This is a genomic window from Neorhizobium huautlense, assembly GCF_030811685.1.
In the GTDB taxonomy this organism is placed as follows: domain Bacteria; phylum Pseudomonadota; class Alphaproteobacteria; order Rhizobiales; family Rhizobiaceae; genus Neorhizobium; species Neorhizobium huautlense_A.
Map to the genome: position 1 here is coordinate 93999 of NZ_JAUSRF010000014.1, position 19314 is coordinate 113312.

Here is a 19314-nt window from a genome sequence, read left to right on the forward strand (position 1 = left end):
GACGAATTTCAATGCTTGCGGCATCACTTTGTTTGCAGTTCCCGAAGCGAGCGGGACAGCATGTCGTCAGACAGGCGTATGGCGTGACCGGTCTCGGTGTAGACCAGCACACAGTCTATTGCGCGACCCGGATAGAGCGGCTTCAAGATTTCGCGATAGATGGCGAGCTGAGCCCGGTGAGAAGAAGATGTCTGCTCTTCTGAAGCCGGCGGGTGACGGTTGGTTTTGTAATCCATGATCATGACGCGGTCGTCATTGGCGACCAGCCGGTCGATACGACCGGAAACAGCATACTCCTGACCGCCAAGCTTCAGTGTTCCCATGATGGAAACCTCCGCTTGCGCATGATCGGAAAAGGCATCGCGAAGATCAGGCGTGCAAAGCACAGCCATGACGGACGCCACCAGTTGCCGACGCTCCACTTCCGGCCAGAAGGGCACCGCACGGGACGCATATCTTTGGGCTGCCGCTTGGCGCTCGCTTTCGGGAAAATCCGGCAGCATCTGCAACATCCGGTGCGTCATGCGTCCGCGCTGCAACGAGCGGTCGGGGCCGGCGGCCTCGCCAAACAAAGGTGAAGTGATCAGGGCATCGTTGGCTTCGTCATCGATCATTGCCCCGGCGCCGGAAGGGCTTAAAGGTCGTGGTAACAACTTCTGTGCCGGCAATGGTCGATGGAGCGCATCCGGCAGCGAGATGTTCACGTCTGCTGCCTGCTGCAAATCTTCCTTCGGAACCGGCCGGTTCACCTTGCCGGAAAGCCGCCAGGCCAAACCGGTCCAGCTTCCATCAGGACCGCTGAATTCGGCGGGCCTGCAATTCTCCTCGTCGGCGCTTAGGGCACGGGCAATCATGGCCTGCCAGCTTTCCGGATTATCGCGTTTGCCGCTATAACCGCACACAATCAGCCTGTCCGCAGCCCGGGTCATGCCGACATAGAGAAGCCGGCGATATTCTTCCTCGGTCGAGGTTTTCAGGCGTTCTTCATCGACGTCACTAAAACTGTTGGCGAGTGCCTTGGATGGAAGCCATGCGGGCACATCCATGTCGCCGATACGCAGCATTCTGAGTTTCGAAACATGGCTGTGAACAAAGGCCTTTGAGCCGCTGTCGACCAGAAAGACCACGGGAGCCTCAAGCCCCTTGGAAGCATGCACGGTCATGATCCGGACTTCGTTTCGACCACTATCCTGCTCACGTTTGATGGTCGGAGATTCCAGCTCGAGCGTGGAGACGAAAGATTGCAGGCCGGGCAGGCCGCTCGTCTCGTAGTCCATCGCAAATGTCAGGAATTCGTCGAGAATATCGCCGGCCTCGCTGCCGAGACGTGCCAGAAACTGGCGACGCCCGCCATCCGGACCCAGCAGATGGGCAAACAGGTCGTGGACGCTCATGGTGCGTGACAAGGCGATATAGCGCTGCAGACGCCCGATGACGGACTGCAGGGTCGGATTATCGGTCGCCAATGTCTGCATATGCGACCAGACGGAGGTGTCTTTCGGCCTCAGAGCCGCAATCTCGAAGATATCATCTTCCGAAAGAGTAAACAGCGGGCTCTTGAGGATGGAAGCCAGCGAAAGATCATCGCCCGGCAACAGCAGAAAGCGTCCCAACGCCAGCAGATCCTGAATGGCAATATGGCTGGTCAGGCGCAGGCGGTCTGCGCCGGCAACGGGAATATCACCCCGGCGCTTGAGCGCGCGGGTAAGCGCATTGACGAAACCGTCGCGCTTGCGCACCAGAACCAGAATGTCACCGGCACGGATCGGTCGTTCGACACCGTGCTCGATCACTGTCTCCTTGCCGATCATCGTACCGATGACATGCGCCATTCGACCGGCAAGCATGGCGGATGGCGCCCTGTCCGGGGTCGCATCGAATGGGGCTGTCCAGTCTTCCTCGGCCTCGACCACATCGGGCACGATCGTGTGCCAGAGATCGACCATGCCGGGATGGGAAAGACGGTTAGACCGATGGATGATCGCCTCACCGCGGGCACTCAGGCCGCGCATATTGTCTTCCAGCGAAAACACCTGATCGACGGCGCTCAGCACTTCCGCCGTAGAGCGGAAGGAGAGGGGCAGGCGAACCGAGTGAAAAGATTGCCCCCCTTCGGTCACCTGCCGCAGCGTATCGTCGCGTTCTTCGGCGAAACGTTCCGGGCGCGCACCCTGAAACGAATAGATCGACTGCTTTTCGTCGCCAACCGCAAACAGGGTGCGTGTCGTGTCGCGTGCACTGCGGCCGCTGTAGAAATCCTCGGCCAGAGACTTGATGACCGTCCATTGAACCGGACTGGTGTCCTGCGCTTCGTCGACCAGAATGTGGTCGATGCCCTGATCGAGTTTATAGTGGACCCAGGCGCCAACGCCGTCACGAGTCAACAAATTGGCGGTGCGGTTGATCAGGTCTTCGAAATCCAGAAGGCTGCGTTGCTTCTTCAGATTTTCGTAGTCGTGGTTCAGCCGGGCTGCCAGCAGCAGGGCAGCCTCGGTTGCGGCCACCATGCGCAATATACGCATCCGGTTTCTGCATGCGGATACATGTTCGCGCGCGGCAGACACGGCCGGGCCCATTTCCGGTGCCGCCGTCAGCATCGCTTTCGCAACGAGCGAAGAGTCCGCTTTCGGCTTTCCTTCCTTGGTCAGCAAAATCCGTTCGAGATAACCGGCCCGCTTGAAGACATCGGTTTCGCGTTGAGCAAGCCTCAGGCCATAAGCCACCTCGGTGACCTTTGTGCCGCCTTTGCTGTCAGCAAGGTCGAGATAAAGATCGAGAGTTGGGCCGGAAAGACCCGGCAGCGGCCAATAGAGTTCGGCGCCGGTCTGCTGGTTTTCATCTGCTGCCAGTCCGTAAGCGCGCCGCAACGTCAGGCCTGGGCCTCCGGTTGTTTCCGCCTTTGCCAGAAATTCGCGAATGGAGGTGCGATTGGCCACGATGTCGGAAAGCAGGTTTTCCAGGCCGCTTTCATCGCCGAGATCCAGCACATGAGCAAAAGCATCAGCCAGACCGCTGTCATCCTGCCTGGCGGTCGCAGTCAGCAGAGATCGGCGGGCGTCTTCCAGAAGGGCGGCGGCGGCGCGGTCGTCGAGAACCGAGAAATGCCCGGCAACATTCGCTTCCAGCGGAAACTGATGCAGCAGCGCCTCGCAGAAAGCATGGATGGTCTGGATTTTCAGGCCGCCCGGCGTTTCCAGGGCACGGGCAAACAGCCGGCGGGCTTCCGCCAGCATCATCCGGTCAGGCCGCTTGCCTTCCATGGCGGCAATCTGGTCGCTCAGCGCTTCGTCCGAAAGCACGGTCCAGCCGGCCAGCCGCTGAAACACGCGGTTCGACATTTCTGACGCGGCTGCCTTGGTATAGGTCAGGCAAAGGATCGATGACGGCCTGCAGCCGGAGAGAAGAAGCCGGATGACACGCTGTGTCAGCACATGCGTTTTTCCGGAGCCGGCATTGGCCGACACCCAGGCCGAACTCAAGGGATCGGATGCCCGCGATTGCTGGAGGCTGGTCCAGTCCAGCCACTGTTTCGGATCGTCATCGACGGGCTGGGGCAGGGTCTCACTCATCGCCATCACCCTCCTCGATCTGAGCCGTCGACCATTCCGCGACGCGTGCAAGATGATCGTAGTCACCGTCATAGGCGCTTTGCATCATCGGCACGAGGCGCGAGGAAAAGCCGGCCTTGCCGCTGCGCAGGAGATTGACGAGTCCGGCCAATTGTTCTCGGCTTTCATTGGCGAGGTCGATCGCTGATTTGGGCTGAATGCGGGCACTTTCCTTGGCGTATTCGTTGTTCACGGTGTCTGTCGCAAAGCGGTCGCCGGGTCTGAGGCGCACATAGGTCAGTTCTTCAGGTGTCAGTGCCGGCATGTTCTTGAACCCGCCGGCCAGAAGGGCCGCCGCCTCCAGCGCCAATTGCGGATCGAGCAAGGAGCGGGCCTGATTGACGGAAGGGCTGAGGCCGGTCTTGTAGTCGATGATGTCGGCGCGACCGGAGCCCTTGATATCGATACGGTCGGCAATACCGGTCAGGCGTATGCCGGCTTCCGGCATGTCGAATCCGGCTGAGAGTTCCGTAAAAGTCTCGTTGATGTCGGGCGCACGGTTGGTTTCCCAGACCAGAAAAGCTTCAGCGACCTTGATGAAGCGCGGGCGCCAGACCTGATCGATATGCGGCGGTAATTTTTCCGCATCGAAAAGCGCATGGGTCAGCCGCATGATTGCTTCGCGGGCAACCGGCGTGCCGGGTATATGGCCTTCCCGCGTATATTGGTCGATGATGCGGTGATAAAGCGTGCCGCGCTGAGCCGCCCCCGGATCCTCGTTGAAGGCCTTTAAGGGATCGAGCCGCAACACGCGGGCCGCATAGATCGAATAGGGGTCGCGTCTCAGGCGCCCGACTTCGCTGAACGAATATTTTATCGGTTGCAGCTCTGCCGGCGGTGTGGGCGAGGGGCGTTTGGCAACCGGCTGTGAGGGCGCGTCATCGATCATGCCCGCCCATGTCCGGTAGACCTCGCCGCGTGCGCGCAATTCCTTCGCAAATTCCTGTCCACCCAGGGCAAGCAGACGCTGCAGCCAGCGAGATGCCACGGTCGGCGCCGTGCCTTGCCGCATGGATCGCGAATAGATCAGCTTGCGGGTGCCGCTCGCCATTTCAAAGTCATGCGCCAACTGGCCGATGCGGCGTTCCGGCGGCTCAAGGCCGAGATCCACCTTCATGCTGCGCGAAAGAAAAGGATTGTTGACCGATTGGCCCGGCCAGGATCCTTCGTTGAGGCCACCGAGAACAAGCGTGTCCACGGTCTGCAGGCGCGCTTCCAGTGTCCCGAAAATGAAGATCCGCGGATGGCTGAGGGCTTTGGGTTTAACCGCCTCGGCGGTCGTCAGAGCTGCAACGATATCGATCCATTGCGGGCCATCCGCTTCCATCTGACCGTCGGTATCGATGACTTCTGAAAGCATTCCGGCCAGTCGTTCGCCGGCTTCACCACTCCAGAGAGCGGAAAGATCGCCACGTTCATCCTTGGCTATATCTTCCAACACACGGCCGGAACGGCCGGCCCAGTCCGCCAATGACAGTTTGGCAGTCTTGCCGCGCCCGCTTGGAAGCCGGCCGAGAATGGCGGATGCCAGCGGCGCCACCGCAGCCGTTATCCGTTCCGCCAGTTCCCCGGCTTGAAGGGCTGCAGTTTCCGGCAGTGACAGGCGCCATTGCGGTGTATGGCGATCGTCTTTCTGTTCCTGAAGACGGCGCTCAAGTAGTGGCCCAAGCGTGCCGATATCGATTTCGCCGATGCCACCACGCAGGGCAAGCAGTTCGAGCGCCTGGGCTGCCGCCTGCATGTCTGTTTCCGACAAGCCGAAACGGGCAAGCGGATGTTTGAGCAAGCCGACGATCGGCACCGGATCGCCCGGTCGCAGGATCGCCTCCAGCATCAATGTCAGTAGCGTCCCCGGCAGTGTCGAGGATAGCGGCGTACCGGCAGTATCATCGGCAAGGATGCCGAAGCGGGCAAGCTCAGCCATGACGCGACGGGCAAGCGCACGATCGGGAGTGATCAGTGCAGCCTGGGATTCACCATGCCGGCCGGGTTGCTCCAGCGCCATGCGCAGGGCAATGGCAATGGCCGTTGCTTCCTCGCGCTCGTTTGCCGCTTCGATCAGCGAGACATCGGCAAAAGCTGATGCAAGAATGGTCTTGTCGGCATTGCCTCGCCATTCGCTCCACTCGTCCGTGGCCTTTGCCGGCGTCAATGCTTTCGACATCGCTGTAGCGCGGAATGTCAGGTCATCAGCGGGGAGAGCGAGAATCTCGACCTCGCCACGCTCGATCTGAAGCCTTTTCAGAAGTTTGGAGAGACCGAACTGCGGATGGCTGCGGGCCGCCGGTTCGGACCGTTTGTCGAGAATGCGACTGTCGTCCAGCAACTGCCAGTCTTCGTCCGACATGGTCTGGTCCAGACCTGGAAGCACAACGACGCCATTCGGCAATGAGGCGATCGCCGCGATCAGATCAGCCGCGGCGGGAACCGAGCCGGTCGAACCGGCGACAATCACCGGCCCCTGGTGTCTGGCGGTGGCGATGCGCCGCGCTTCTCCGCGAAGGATGGCAGATTGATGCCGGGCGGGGGACGAACGGCGCAGCTCTTCCAACCGCGCCGGCCAGAAGGCGCTGGCGATTTTCAGGAATTCGGCTGTCAGCTGCCACCAGAGCGGATGTTCGGTCGTGTCCAGCTTTTCAAGATCGTTCCAGTCCCGCTCTTCCGTCTCGATCGAATCGATCAGTTCGGCAAGCGCGCGGGCAAGCCAGATGGCATCGGCCGGGCTTGCAGGCGCCACGAGCGGTGAGGTGGAGTGAACGGCAGTGATCGCCAGCGGCAACTGATTGCGCCAGGCAAGGATCAGGCGTGCAAGCTCGAGCAGACGCGCCACGCCGCCGATCGGCAGGGCCAGATCCATTTCTTCCGGCGCGGCCAGATCGAAATAACCGCTGTCGTCATCTGTTTCGCCAAGCGGCCGGATGACCGGCAAAATCGCGGAGCGTCCGCCGAGCAGATCGACAAATTCCGAGCGCAGCACACGGGCGGCGCGACGGGTCGGCACAAAAATGGTGACTTTCGAGAGCGACAGCGGATCGTCTGGATCGTGTCGAAAACTTTCGACCAGCGAACCATCAAGTAGCTTGGACGCAATCGTATTGAGGAACGGCACCGCAGGTGGCACCGTAAAAACCCGTTTGTGACGGGTCGCGCTCATGCGTTCACTCCGGCCTGTTGCAGCACGGCCTCGGCTTCGACAAGCGCATCCGGTGTGCCGACGGTCAACCAGTGACCTTCCAGGCTGATACCATAGAGGCGACCTGCCGCGATGGCGCGATCGAAATAGATGTTGAGGTTGAAAGCGTCTTGCGGTGCGTCGTTGAAAAGTGACGTGTCGAGAACAATGGCACCCGCATAGACCACAGCCTCGCCAGAGCCTTCGGTAAACCGGACAAGCTGACCATCGGCGGCGAGGCCAAAATCCTTCTTGCCGTTATGGCCGGTGGTGTTTTCGATCGGCACGCAGAGCAAGGCCATATCCATGCGCTCCGGATCGAAGAACTCGGCAAGACGCTGGAGATTGGTCTTTTCGCCGGCGTTTTCGCCGATCCAGAACAGATCTGCATTCATCACGAAAACACGGCCCGGCTCGATCAGCGTCAGGCCTTTCACCAGCCCGCCGCCGGAATTCATCAGCGCGTCGCGCTCATCGGACACAGCGACGTCGAGGCGCGGGTAGGCGGCGAGATGTGTTTCCATCTGGTCGGCAAAATGGTGGACGTTGACCACGGCCCTTGTCACGCCGGCATCGGCCAGACTGTCCAGGGCATAATCGATCATCGCTCTGCCGCCCACCTGCACCAGTGGTTTCGGCATCCGGTCGGTAATCGGTCGCAAACGGGTGCCGAGGCCTGCGGCCAGCACCATCGCATTTTTTATCGTCATGATCGCCGTATCAGTGATTCTGTGGTCAGGTTTCGCTGGGCACTATACCAGCCTGCTGCAGCCATTCGCGCAAGGGGGCAAGCGCTTCGTGTTCAAGCGCTGCAGACAGATAGGTCAGTGTGCGCGGCATATGCTGCATATAGCCGGGCTTGCCGTCCCGCTGCATCAGCCGCACCCAAAGGCCGACCAGCTTGCAGTTGCGCTGTGCCGCCATGATGGACCAAGCCTTCAAAAAGGCCTTTTCATCGAAATTGCCCTGCGCATGGCGCAAGCGAAGATAATCCGCCATCAGAGTGTCGGCGAGATCAGGCTCGATGGTGACACGGGCATCCTGAACCAGCGATGCGACATCATAGGCCGTCGGCCCGATCATACCGTCCTGAAAGTCGATGATCCCGACCTTGTGGATGCCTTCCGCCTGCTCCTGCCAGATGATATTGGGCGAATGAAAATCGCGCAGCAGGAGATTGGTCTCGCCGCCAGACAGTTCGACGATCAGGTCGTCCCAGATCGCCAGATAGCTTTGGCGCTGTTCTTCGCTGGCCTGCGTGCCGTTTTTCCATGGCAGGTGCCAGTCGAGCAGCAGGCGCGCTTCCATCTTCATGGCGACAGGATCAAAATCCGGCACATGATGGCTGCGGCCGTCGGCAAACGGGATATTCTGTTGCAGGTTCTGACCGTGCAGATGTGCAAGCGCCGCGATGCTTTCGCGGTAGCGTTCAGCGATCGGCTGGCCGCTGTCGTCGAGCACGCCTTCGGAGCCGATATCCTCGAGCAGCAGAAAACCGGCTTCATAGTCGGCGATATATACTTCCGGTGCCGTCAGCCCGACACCGCGCAAATAACCGGCGATGGCGATAAAAGGCTCTATGCTTTCGGCAATATGCGCGACCTTGGGATAAGGCTTTCCGTCCAGAACCGCCGGGCCTTCCGGGCGTTTCGGCCAGTCCATGAGGATGACCGAGGTGCCGTCAGTGGCATGGATCTTTTCATAGGCACGCATGACGGAAGCATCGCCCGTCAGAAAACGCCGTCGACTTCCGGCATGGCCATTGCGATCAAGAAAATCCCGAATGGCAAGTGTCCGGGCGATCCGATCGGCACGCAGGCTGGTGGTCGTGATAGTCGCCAGTCGCCCGGTGCCTTTGTGTTCCAATGTCAGGGCGATCCGGTCATGCGGCAGCGCTTCCGCTCCGATTTCCGGCCATTCGACGATGCAGACCCCATCCGACAGGGCCTCATCAAAGCCGAGTTCATCAAGTTCGGAGCTGTCGGCCAGACGATAGAGATCAAAATGCGCCACGGGGATACGCAATGGATAGGTCTGCACGAGCGTGAAGGTCGGGCTTGGAACTTCCAGCCCTTCATCATCCGCCAATGCGCGCAAAAGGGCTCGGGCGAGTGTCGATTTGCCAGCGCCCAGGTCACCCGAAAGCGCGAGGCAATCACCGGCTTTCAGGGCGAGTGCCAGATCCTCGCCAAGACGGGCCGTGTCGGCCTCGTCATTCAGTACAATCGTGAAAACCGTTCTGTCGTTCATTCGGCGGCAACGGAACGGGCATTCAGCGCGCTCGGAATACGGCAGGTGACTGTCGTTCCCTGGCTTGGTCCACTTTCGATACGCACGTCACCGTGGTGCAGCGTCACAAAGCTTTCGACGATGGAAAGGCCAAGGCCGGCACCGCTGCGTTTCCCGCCCTTGTTGCTGGACGAGAAGCGGTCGAACACGGTTTTCAGCATATCCTCAGGGATGCCGGGGCCCCTGTCGGCTACGGAGAAGAAGAAATCCTCACTCTGGCGCCAGCAGTTCAGCGTGATCGTCGAGCCTTCCGGCGCAAAATTGGTGGCATTGGTGATCAGCTTGATCAGGATCTGCTTGAGACGCTGTTGGTCGGCGACAATGGCACCGAGTCCAGCCGGAGCATTGATCTCCAGCGTGACGTTGTTTTCCTGAAGACGGTTGGCGATCTGCAGCGACACGTCGTCGAGCAGTTCGTCGATATCGGTCTCGTTGTAGTTCAACTGCATGATGCCGGCATCGACGGTCGCCAGATCGAGAATGTCGTTGACGATCGTAAGCAGCACCGAGGACGATGTCGAGATATGATCGACGTATTCGGCCTGACGTTCATTGAGGTCGCCAAGGCCCGGCGTCTTCAGCAGGTCGGTGAAACCGATGATGTTGGTCAGCGGCGAACGCAGTTCGTAAGACACGTGCTGAACGAAATCGTTCTTCAGCTCATCGGCCTTGCGCAATGCCTCGTTCTTTTCCTTCAGCGCCCGTTCCGCCAGCGCACTGTCGGTACGGTTGACGAAGGTGAGCATCGTCTGCGCGTTCGGCAGAGGAATGACGGCATAATCGAGCACGAGACCGGAATGCAGTTCGAACGTGCCTTGCAGCGACGGGCGTTCGTCGTCGAAATTGGTCAGCATCTGGCCAAAATGACGCCAGCCATCCGGCTTGTCATATTCGTAGGCGCAGGCCGCCTCGATGGCGCGAATATGCGTGCCGGGCTTTGCCTGCTCTTCGGTCACGTTCCACAGAACACGGAAAGCAGGGTTGGACAGGCGGATACGTCCGTCTGGACCGAACACCGCAACACCTTCGGAAAGGTGGTCGATGGTTTCGCCCTGAACCTTGACCAGCGTGTTGTAGCGGGTTTCGAGATCCATCTGCTCGGTGAGATTTTCAAAAACCCAGGTTGCGCCACCCTGCGGATGCGCGGTGGCAATCACCTGCAGCGTCTGGCCGTTCGGCAGGTGCCAGCGGTCGGATTGCGTGTCGAGCGAACGATAGACGGAAAGGACGGATTCCTTCCAGTTGCGCCAGTTCAGCTGCTCCGGCAGCTTGTTCTGGCTGCGCAGGCGATCCAGCATCTCGGCATTACCCGGCCGGCTTTCGAGGAAGCCGAGGTCGAAATCCCACAGGCGCACGAAAGCCTGGTTATAGAATTGCAATCTCTGTTCACCGTCGAAGATCGCAACCGGGGTCGCGAGATGATCGAGGGTCTCTGCGTGGCTCTTCAGCGTGCGATTCAACTCTTCACGAACCGTTTCCGCTTCCGAAACGTCGACTGCCATGCCGGCAGAGCCGCCGGGGCCGACAACGTCGGAAATATCGAAGATAGTGCGATTGCCGCGCACGACAGTCGACATGCGATCATGAAACGGTGACGCCGTCGTTGCGGTCGCGCGGATTTTCTCGCGGGCGATCGTGCCCAGAAACTCGTGACCTTCCTGAACCGCTGCCGTCGGAGAGGCCGCTTCAACGGCATCACTATAGGCGTGGTTGACCCAGGTCAGGTTGCCGTTGACGTCACGGCGCCAGACAGGCTGTTCAAGGCTGTCGAGCAGCGACTGGAACAGCGACATCGAGTTGGAGAGACGCTCGCGCTCTATCTTGAGTTCGGCCAGTTCGGCGCGCAGATTGTTCAGCGCTATAAAGCGAACAAAGGCTTTGCCACCCGAAACACGGCCCTGAACCTCAAGAACCTCGTTGCGGATAGTTTCAATCACCATGTCGAAGCTACGTGCATTGCCGCGCAGTGCTTCGATGGCTCGCTCGAGTTCCGATGCGGAGGTCGTGCTCAGCCAGCGCCCGAATGCGAGAAAATCGCGATCCTGAGCCGGTGCACCGGTTTCGACCGGCAACTGGCCCAGAAATTCAGGACGGCCCGGGCCGGCTTCCCAGATTACGATCCGCCGGTTCTTTTCGGCGATGAGTGCCTCGTATTTGGAAATCTTCTGCTGCGCATCGGAAAGAGCGCTGCGCACATCACGGCTTTCAGCCTCGATGTTACCCTTCTGGCGAACGAGCCAGATGGTCGACAGCAGGGCAGCCGCCAGGGCGCCGATCGTCAGCGTCGGTACCATGATTTCCGTAGAGGATAAAAGCCTGCCGGCTTCCAGCCCTGCTTCCTGCGCGAGTGCCGCTCCGGCAAAGCTCGACAGAGCCGTGCCCGAAAGCGCAATTGCTGCCCAGCGCACAACACGGCGCAGACCCCGCGGAGCGGTGTCACGTTCTGTTGCCATGCCCTGGCAAAAACCTGTCTGTGCCGAGGCCTCGTCGCCATCGACATTCATTTCGGCCCGCTCAAGCGAGGCCACATTTCCAACCGCCATTCCGGTCTGTCTCCGTCCATGTGCCGCATCGTCGACAAGACATTCCAGTCCGCGCAAACGCAAAAAAGGGCGCGAATCAAGTCTTGTCACAATACTTGTTTCCGGATTCAGCGGGAAGGATGGGCCGAAAAAATAAGCCCCAGGCGTTTGTCAACGCCTGGGGCCCTATATGTTGTGGATGGACCGGCTAATTATTAGTAGCGGTAGTGTTCAGCCTTAAACGGACCCTGCTGCGGCACGCCGATATAGGCAGCCTGTTCCGGAAGAAGTTCTGTCAACTTTACGCCGAGCTTTTCGAGGTGAAGGCGCGCGACCTTCTCGTCGAGGTGCTTCGGCAGGATATAGACCTCGTTCTTGTAGACGCCCGGCTTGGTGAACAGCTCGATCTGGGCCAGGGTCTGGTTGGTGAACGAAGCCGACATCACGAAGGACGGATGGCCGGTTGCGTTACCGAGGTTCAGCAGGCGGCCTTCCGAGAGAAGGATGATGCGGTTGCCTGCCGGGAACTCGACCATGTCGACCTGCGGCTTGACGTTGGTCCACTTGAGGTTTTTCAGAGCCGCGACCTGGATCTCGTTATCGAAGTGGCCGATATTGCCAACGATCGCCATGTCCTTCATCGCACGCATGTGGTCGATGCGGATGACGTCCTTGTTGCCGGTCGTGGTGATGAAGATATCGGCCGTCGAAACGACGTCTTCCAGAACGACGACTTCAAAACCGTCCATGGCGGCCTGCAGGGCGCAGATCGGATCGACTTCGGTGACCTTGACGCGGGCGCCGGCACCCTGAAGCGAAGCGGCAGAACCCTTGCCGACATCGCCGTAACCGCAGACGACGGCAACCTTGCCGGCCATCATCACGTCGGTGCCGCGGCGAATGCCGTCGACCAGCGATTCCTTGCAGCCATATTTGTTGTCGAACTTGGACTTGGTGACCGAGTCGTTGACGTTGATGGCGGGGAAGGGCAGCAGGCCCTTCTTGGCCAGTTCGTACAGACGATGAACGCCAGTGGTGGTTTCTTCGGTGACGCCCTTGATGGCATCGCGCTGCTTGGTGAACCAGCCCGGCGAAGCTTCGAGGCGCTTCTTGATCTGCGCGAACAGGATTTCTTCTTCTTCCGAACCCGGGTTCGACAGCACGTCCTCACCGGCTTCGGCGCGAGCGCCGAGCAGGATGTACATGGTGGCATCGCCGCCATCATCGAGGATCATGTTGGAATGGCCGCCATCGGTCCACTGGAAGATCTTGTCGGTATATTCCCAATATTCGGTGAGGGACTCGCCCTTGACGGCGAAGACCGGAATGCCGGCGGCAGCGATCGCGGCAGCGGCATGGTCCTGGGTCGAGAAGATGTTGCAGGACGCCCAGCGGATGTCTGCGCCGAGAACCTTCAGGGTCTCGATCAGAACAGCGGTCTGGATGGTCATGTGCAGCGAGCCGGAGATGCGCGCGCCCTTCAGCGGCTGCGATTCACCGAACTCGGCGCGGCAGGACATCAGGCCCGGCATTTCCGTTTCGGCGATATCGAGTTCCTTGCGGCCGAAATCCGCCAGCGAAATGTCGGCGACGATATAGTCTTTCTCAGTGGTCATGAAGGATCTCCAGCTCAAAGATGGTACTCTTCCACGGGAAGAGCCGTAAACGCGCCCATTGCGGACGGTTATTAGCGCTGGGATGTAGCAGGCTTATGGCAGGCTGGCAACAAGACATAAAGAAGTCTTTATATCCTTATCTGTTACTCAGGCTTCCTCGCCGAATTTGTTGGCGACCAGTTGATCGAGCGCTTCCAGCACGGCTTCGGCCTGCTCGCCGGATGTGGTGACGCAAATGCTGCAGCCGGGGCTGGCCGCCAGCATCATCAGGCCCATGATCGAAGTACCGCCCACCGTCATGCCATCCTTACTGACGCTGACTTGGGCATTAAAACCCTCGACGGTCTGCACGAATTTTGCGGAGGCACGCGCGTGAAGCCCGCGTTTGTTGATGATGAGGAGGTCGCGGGAAAACATTGCTATGGCCTCACTTGCCGCTCAGAACGCGGCTGGCCACGTTGATATATTTTCGGCCTGCTTCCGATGCCTCGATCAAAGCCTTTTGCATGTCGTTGTCGGCACGAATACCGGCAAGCTTGATCAGCATCGGCAGGTTGACGCCTGCAATAACCTCGGTCTTGCCGCTGCTCATCACAGAGATGGATAGATTGGACGGGGTGCCGCCGAACATGTCGGTCAGAATGATGACGCCATGGCCATCATCGGCACGCTCAACGGCATCGACAATATCCTGTCGACGTTGGTCCATATCGTCTTCCGGGCCGATACAGATCGTTTCAATATATTTCTGAGGACCAACGACATGCTCCACTGCATGACGAAACTCTTCAGCCAGCTTGCCATGAGTGACAAGCACAAGTCCGATCATGAAATGACCCCTTGGAAGACATGAACGCAGGCCTTATTCGCGCTGCAACAAGTGCCATCGCGGTGGGGTGCCATCTTCTATATGTCAGCCCGAAGTGCAAGCTAAAAATGAAAACGGTCATATCGGACCTGTTAGTGAATCATATTCGGTTTCATATCGTCAATGATTTTAAGCGGATAAGTTGTGTCTCGGGCTATACGCAAAAGCGGCAGATAAAGACCGTTTGGAAGCGCATATGTTTCTTCATCCGGCGGCAGTCGGCCTTCGTTTTCCCGTTCCACAACCAGAACGACGAAATGCAGAACTGCGGCTTCGATACTGTCGATCCGGGCGATGCCGGTATGTCGGATTTCGATCAGGCCTGCCGTTGTCGGCGGTCTTTTGGCAATGATCCGACCATTCGCCGTTTCGATGAAAACCTGATCGTCGGCTACCAATGCGCAATATCGTCCAGCCTGCTCTGCGGCTTGAAGGCAATCTCGTGCCAATGATGATTTACCAGCGCCGGACGGACCCACGAACAGGATGCCGGATGTGCCGATGACAATCGCAGTGCCATGGATATTGGTTGCCTTTGTCACGATGCTCATCTGATCGCCGTGCTTACGGTTGCTGGCCGGATGGAAGCGAAAGGATGAAGCGGGCACCGTTCGGGCTGCCGGTCTTTTCGTCGATCAGGTTTTCCGCCCTCAGTGTACCGCCATGTGCTTCGGCGATCTGCCGGCTGATGGAGAGGCCGAGACCGGAATTCTGGCCAAAACTTTCGCCTTCCGGGCGGTCCGTATAAAACCGCTCGAAAATGCGGTCGATATCTTCCGCCTGAATGCCGGGTCCGTTGTCGTCGACATGAACGATACAGCGGCCCTTGCTGTTGGTGAAAAGACGAACCTTGATCCTGCCGCTCTTTTCCGGGACGAAAGAGCGTGCATTTTCGATCAGGTTGGTGACGATCTGCCCAAGGCGCAGATCATGTCCCGAAACCGTGAATTCGGATTTCACATCGGTCTTGCGATCAACAGTGAGGTCGATTTCGACAGGCTTGCGACCGGTGCGGATCTGCAGCGAGATATCGACAAGATTGCTGACCAAGGCTTCCATGTCGATCGGTGCGGAATCCGAGCGCGCTAGTTCTGCATCCAGTCGCGAAGCATCGGAGATATCGCTGATCAGGCGGTCGAGACGGCGCACATCGTGGAAGATGATGTTGGTCAGACGCTGCTTTGACTCCTCGCTCTTGGCGAGCGGCAGTGTTTCGACGGCGCTACGCAGCGAGGTGAGGGGATTCTTGAGTTCATGGCTGACATCGGCCGCAAAGCTTTCGATCGCGGCAATACGGTCGTAAAGCGCGTTCGTCATGTCACGCAGTGCAATCGACAGATTGCCGATTTCGTCCTGACGGGCAGAGAAATCCGGAATTTCTTCGCGCTGCTTGGCGCCACGGCGCACGCGAATGGCGGCTGCCGACAGCCTGCGCAGAGGATTGGCGATCGTAGATGACAAAAGCAGCGAAAGAAGAATGTTGACGAGGGTCGCGACACCGAAAACGCGCATGATCGCCAGGCGTTCGGCATGGACGATATTGTCGATGTCGCCAGCCTGCGTCGAAAGCAGCAGCACGCCGAGCACGGCACGAGAGCGCTGGACCGGCACGGCAACCGACACGATCAGTTCGCCACGATCCGTTACACGCACCACGGCGCCACGTACGCCGGTCAGCGCATTCATGACTTCCGGATAGATCGAACCGTCGCCGCCCGGTGCTTCCTTGTAGCTCGGCAGATTGCCGGGCTGCAGCATGCGATTGAACAGGCTTGCCAGCCACTCGTTCCAGGTCTGTTGTTCAGTTTCGATTGGCGGCAGATCGAACCGCAGAACCTGACCGCGAGAATAGAGGTGACGTGAGTCGAGAAGCAGGTTGGCGTCGGCATCGAATAGACGCGCACGGGTGCGTGTCGGCGAGATCAGCCGTCGCAGGACAGGTGCCACACGCTCCGGATCGATCGGGAAATCGAGATCTTCGTCATTGGGAACCGGCGTGATGCTCTGTCCGGCCTGCAGTTCCAGAAGCTTTTCCGGATCGATGGTGATCGAGTTGGTATCGACTGAAGCCGATGCCGAGACGGCGGCCGAAATGATCTCGCCCTGAGTGAGCAGGCTTTCGACACGTGCGTCGATCAGGCCCTCGCGAAACTGGTTGAGGTAGAGGATACCTGCGACCAGAACCACGGTCGCGGCGATGTTGAAGAACAGGATCCGTCGCGTCAGGCTGGAAAATACGGCATGACCGAACACGCGCCGGGCAAGCGTGAACGGCCGTGACCACAGCCGTCTGTTCGCCTGCCGCGGTTCACTCGCGTAAGCAACGTCCTTATCAATAGCCGGGTCGGCCAAGTCCTATTCCTTTCCACCGCCGAATCGCCGCCGGTTGTGACAGGGTCAACGCCCTATCGCAATCATGCGGCTTCGCGGAAGCGGTATCCGACGCCATAAAGCGTCTCGATCATGTCGAAGTCGTCATCAACCATCTTGAACTTCTTGCGAAGTCGCTTGATGTGGCTGTCGATGGTGCGGTCGTCGACATAGACCTGCTCGTCATAGGCCGCATCCATCAGCGCATCGCGGCTTTTGACCACGCCGGGACGCTGTGCCAGCGAATGCAGGATGAGAAATTCCGTGACAGTCAGCGTCACCGGTTCACCCTTCCAGGTGCAGGTATGGCGTTCCTGGTCCATGGCCAACTGGCCACGTTCCAGTGTCCGTGCTGCCTGCTGGTCTGCGGATTTGGCGCCAGTCGTGCCGCCGGCGGCCGCTGCTTCGCGGTTTGCGGAACGGCGAAGGATCGCCTTCACGCGTTCCACCAGCAGGCGTTGCGAGAACGGCTTGGTGATGAAATCGTCGGCGCCCATCTTCAAGCCGAACAACTCGTCGATCTCTTCATCCTTGGAGGTGAGGAAGATGACCGGCAGGTCCGAGCGCTGGCGCAGGCGGCGCAGCAGTTCCATGCCGTCCATGCGCGGCATCTTGATGTCGAAGATCGCCAGCTGCGGTGGGCGGGCGGTCAGACCATCCAGCGCCGACGCGCCGTCGGTGTAGGTTTCGACCCGATATCCCTCTGCCTCCAGTGCGATAGACACTGAAGTGAGGATGTTGCGGTCGTCGTCCACGAGCGCGATTGTCTGCATTCTTTCGGTCTCCGTCGTCGTCATCGTCAAGGCGTCTCCTGGAAATCGCCCCCGCCTCTCGGCTGCCCTGTCGATGCGTTCTGAGTATAAAGGTGGAACAAATTGTGGCAACGTCAAAGGGCAGTTGCAGATCCGCCTTTACATTAGGGATATGAATTGACGGTTCGCATGTGGTGATCAAACCGATTTAAAACAGAAGAAAATTCTTTAAATCGATTAAATATTTGATCTTGCTTATCTTTTTTGTGTTTGCGTATTGCCTATTTAAAAAACCGACACTAGTTTCCGGCGTCATTGGCAACCCGAGTTTAAAAGAAGGGAAAGCGTGACATGGAGCAGATCGGACTTCATAATCCGGCGAATGGTGTAGAGGTTATCGGCCTCTCCGGCGCTTCGAGCGTCCGCTATAACCTCATCGAGACCGAACTTTACGAAGCGGCTCTCCAGAACAAGGAAGCCGAACTGACCATCGATGGCGCCCTGCGTGCCGTCACCGGCCAGCACACCGGTCGTTCGCCGAAGGACAAGTTCGTCGTTCGTGACACCAAGACCGACAGCCAGATCTGGTGGGACAATAACAAGCCGCTTTCGCCGGAACATTTCGAGCTGCTGCGCAAGGACATGTTCGCCCATGCCGCCGGCAAGAACCTCTATGTGCAGGACCTGATCGGCGGTGCCGACGCAGAGAACGCTTTGCCGACGCGTGTCGTCACCGAATTTGCCTGGCATGCCCTGTTCATCCGCAACCTGCTGATCCGTCCGGATCGCGGCACGCTCGCTGGCTTCCTGCCGAAGCTCACGATCGTGAACCTGCCGAGCTTCAAGGCCGATCCGGCTCGCCACGGCTGCCGTTCGGAAACAGTGATTGCCTGCGACCTGACCAATGGTCTGGTTCTGATCGGCGGCACGTCCTACGCTGGCGAAAACAAGAAGTCGGTCTTCACCGTCCTCAACTACCTTCTGCCTGAAAAGGGCGTCATGCCGATGCACTGCTCGGCCAATGTCGGCCCGGATGGCGATGCCGCCGTGTTCTTCGGCTTGTCCGGCACCGGCAAGACCACGCTGTCGGCCGATCCGAACCGCACGCTGATCGGCGACGATGAGCATGGCTGGGGCGAAAACGGCATTTTCAACTTCGAAGGCGGCTGCTACGCCAAGGCCATCAAGCTATCGGCCGAAGCCGAGCCGGAAATCTATGCCGCGACCCGTCGTTTCGGCACGGTGCTGGAAAACGTCGTTCTCGACGAAAACCGCGTGCCTGACTTCGATGACAATTCGCTGACGGAAAACACCCGTAGCGCCTATCCGCTGCATTTCATTCCGAATGCGTCGAAGACCGGTATCGCGCCGCACCCGAAGACGATCATCATGCTGACCGCCGATGCATTTGGTGTGATGCCGCCGATCGCCAAGCTGACGCCGGAACAGGCCATGTACCACTTCCTGTCTGGTTACACCGCCAAGGTTGCCGGCACGGAAAAGGGCGTCAAGGAACCGGAGGCAACCTTCTCGACCTGCTTCGGCGCACCATTCATGCCGCGTCACCCGACCGAATACGGCAATCTGCTGCGCGATCTGATCGATCGCCACGGCGTCGATTGCTGGCTGGTCAACACGGGCTGGACCGGCGGCGCTTACGGCATCGGTCGTCGCATGCCGATCAAGGAAACCCGCGCGCTGCTGACCTCTGCGCTCAACGGCAGCCTGAAAAGCGCCGAGTTCCGCACCGATGCCAATTTCGGTTTCGCGGTGCCGGTAGCCGTTCCGGGTGTCGATACCAGCATTCTCGATCCGCGTTCGACATGGTCTGATGGCATTGCCTATGACCAGCAGGCGGCCAAGCTGGTGGCGATGTTCATCAGCAATTTCGGCAAATTCGAGGATCACGTCGACAGCAAGGTGCGCGATGCCGCTCCGGGCATGTTGATCGCCGCGGAATAAATTCCTGATTCACGTGGAACATTGAAACCGCCGGTATCGATTTCGATGCCGGCGGTTTTCTTATAAGAGAAGTAAACCTCCACCTCCGGTGGAGGACTGGACGCGTTCTACATAGTGATTGAGAGACCTCCGGCTTGAACCGCTGATCTTGCGGC

Annotated in this window: 12 protein-coding genes; 1 reads left to right on the forward strand and 11 read right to left on the reverse strand. The window is 59.1% G+C overall.

Annotation, left to right across the window (positions count from 1 at the left end):
• Positions 1 to 23: 23 nt before the first annotated feature.
• The 11 genes from addA to J2T09_RS20035 all read right to left on the reverse strand — a co-directional run bounded on the left by addA (position 24) and on the right by J2T09_RS20035 (position 17218).
• Complete coding sequence (gene addA / locus J2T09_RS19985; RefSeq protein WP_306837752.1) at positions 24 to 3569, reverse strand: double-strand break repair helicase AddA; 3546 nt, start codon at positions 3567 to 3569, stop codon at positions 24 to 26.
• Positions 3562 to 6762 carry a double-strand break repair protein AddB gene (gene addB / locus J2T09_RS19990; protein ID WP_306837753.1) on the reverse strand — a complete coding sequence of 1067 codons (3201 nt, stop codon included), beginning with the start codon at positions 6760 to 6762 and terminating at the stop codon, positions 3562 to 3564. Before addB ends, addA begins: the two co-directional genes overlap by 8 nt.
• A complete protein-coding gene (locus tag J2T09_RS19995) occupies positions 6759 to 7490 on the reverse strand; it encodes a nucleotidyltransferase family protein (RefSeq protein WP_306837754.1) in 732 nt (243 codons plus the stop codon). The genes addB and J2T09_RS19995 overlap by 4 nt, the downstream gene beginning before the upstream one ends.
• A gap of 25 nt (positions 7491 to 7515) precedes the next feature.
• The gene (gene tsaE, locus J2T09_RS20000; protein WP_306837756.1) at positions 7516 to 9030 is read right to left on the reverse strand and encodes a tRNA (adenosine(37)-N6)-threonylcarbamoyltransferase complex ATPase subunit type 1 TsaE; all 1515 of its coding nucleotides are present in this window, start codon (positions 9028 to 9030) and stop codon (positions 7516 to 7518) included.
• On the reverse strand, positions 9027 to 11612 hold the full coding sequence (locus J2T09_RS20005; protein ID WP_373458529.1) for a sensor histidine kinase: 2586 nt from the start codon (positions 11610 to 11612) through the stop codon (positions 9027 to 9029). Before J2T09_RS20005 ends, tsaE begins: the two co-directional genes overlap by 4 nt.
• Positions 11613 to 11806: 194 nt before the next feature.
• Positions 11807 to 13207, reverse strand: coding sequence for an adenosylhomocysteinase (gene ahcY / locus J2T09_RS20010; RefSeq protein ID WP_306837758.1), 1401 nt, complete (start codon positions 13205 to 13207; stop codon positions 11807 to 11809).
• Positions 13208 to 13354: 147 nt separating this feature from the next.
• Entirely contained in the window at positions 13355 to 13624 is a 270-nt protein-coding gene (locus J2T09_RS20015) for an HPr family phosphocarrier protein (protein ID WP_373458530.1), read from the reverse strand.
• Positions 13625 to 13634: 10 nt separating this feature from the next.
• Positions 13635 to 14036 (reverse strand): PTS sugar transporter subunit IIA, encoded by a 402-nt coding sequence (locus J2T09_RS20020; RefSeq protein WP_306837759.1) that lies wholly within the window; start codon positions 14034 to 14036, stop codon positions 13635 to 13637.
• A gap of 131 nt (positions 14037 to 14167) precedes the next feature.
• A complete protein-coding gene (locus J2T09_RS20025; RefSeq protein WP_306837760.1) occupies positions 14168 to 14626 on the reverse strand; it encodes an HPr kinase/phosphorylase in 459 nt (152 codons plus the stop codon).
• A 13-nt stretch (positions 14627 to 14639) separates the two neighbouring features.
• Positions 14640 to 16412: a sensor histidine kinase gene (locus J2T09_RS20030; protein ID WP_306837776.1), complete on the reverse strand. Its 1773-nt coding sequence runs from the start codon at positions 16410 to 16412 to the stop codon at positions 14640 to 14642.
• Between the two features lie 77 nt (positions 16413 to 16489).
• Positions 16490 to 17218: a response regulator transcription factor gene (locus tag J2T09_RS20035; RefSeq protein ID WP_306837778.1), complete on the reverse strand. Its 729-nt coding sequence runs from the start codon at positions 17216 to 17218 to the stop codon at positions 16490 to 16492.
• 330 nt (positions 17219 to 17548) lie between these two features.
• Between J2T09_RS20035 and J2T09_RS20040 the strand changes: the two genes are divergently transcribed.
• Positions 17549 to 19159 carry a phosphoenolpyruvate carboxykinase gene (locus J2T09_RS20040; RefSeq protein ID WP_306837761.1) on the forward strand — a complete coding sequence of 537 codons (1611 nt, stop codon included), beginning with the start codon at positions 17549 to 17551 and terminating at the stop codon, positions 19157 to 19159.
• Positions 19160 to 19314: the final 155 nt, after the last annotated feature.

Coding starts and splice junctions, on each gene's coding strand:
- addA (WP_306837752.1), bottom strand. CDS start 3,569: ATGAGTGAGACCCTGCCCCAGCCCGTCGATGACGATCCGAAACAGTGG.
- addB (WP_306837753.1), bottom strand. CDS start 6,762: ATGAGCGCGACCCGTCACAAACGGGTTTTTACGGTGCCACCTGCGGTG.
- J2T09_RS19995 (WP_306837754.1), bottom strand. CDS start 7,490: ATGACGATAAAAAATGCGATGGTGCTGGCCGCAGGCCTCGGCACCCGT.
- tsaE (WP_306837756.1), bottom strand. CDS start 9,030: ATGAACGACAGAACGGTTTTCACGATTGTACTGAATGACGAGGCCGAC.
- J2T09_RS20005 (WP_373458529.1), bottom strand. CDS start 11,612: ATGGCGGTTGGAAATGTGGCCTCGCTTGAGCGGGCCGAAATGAATGTC.
- ahcY (WP_306837758.1), bottom strand. CDS start 13,207: ATGACCACTGAGAAAGACTATATCGTCGCCGACATTTCGCTGGCGGAT.
- J2T09_RS20015 (WP_373458530.1), bottom strand. CDS start 13,624: ATGTTTTCCCGCGACCTCCTCATCATCAACAAACGCGGGCTTCACGCG.
- J2T09_RS20020 (WP_306837759.1), bottom strand. CDS start 14,036: ATGATCGGACTTGTGCTTGTCACTCATGGCAAGCTGGCTGAAGAGTTT.
- J2T09_RS20025 (WP_306837760.1), bottom strand. CDS start 14,626: ATGAGCATCGTGACAAAGGCAACCAATATCCATGGCACTGCGATTGTC.
- J2T09_RS20035 (WP_306837778.1), bottom strand. CDS start 17,218: ATGCAGACAATCGCGCTCGTGGACGACGACCGCAACATCCTCACTTCA.
- J2T09_RS20040 (WP_306837761.1), top strand. CDS start 17,549: ATGGAGCAGATCGGACTTCATAATCCGGCGAATGGTGTAGAGGTTATC.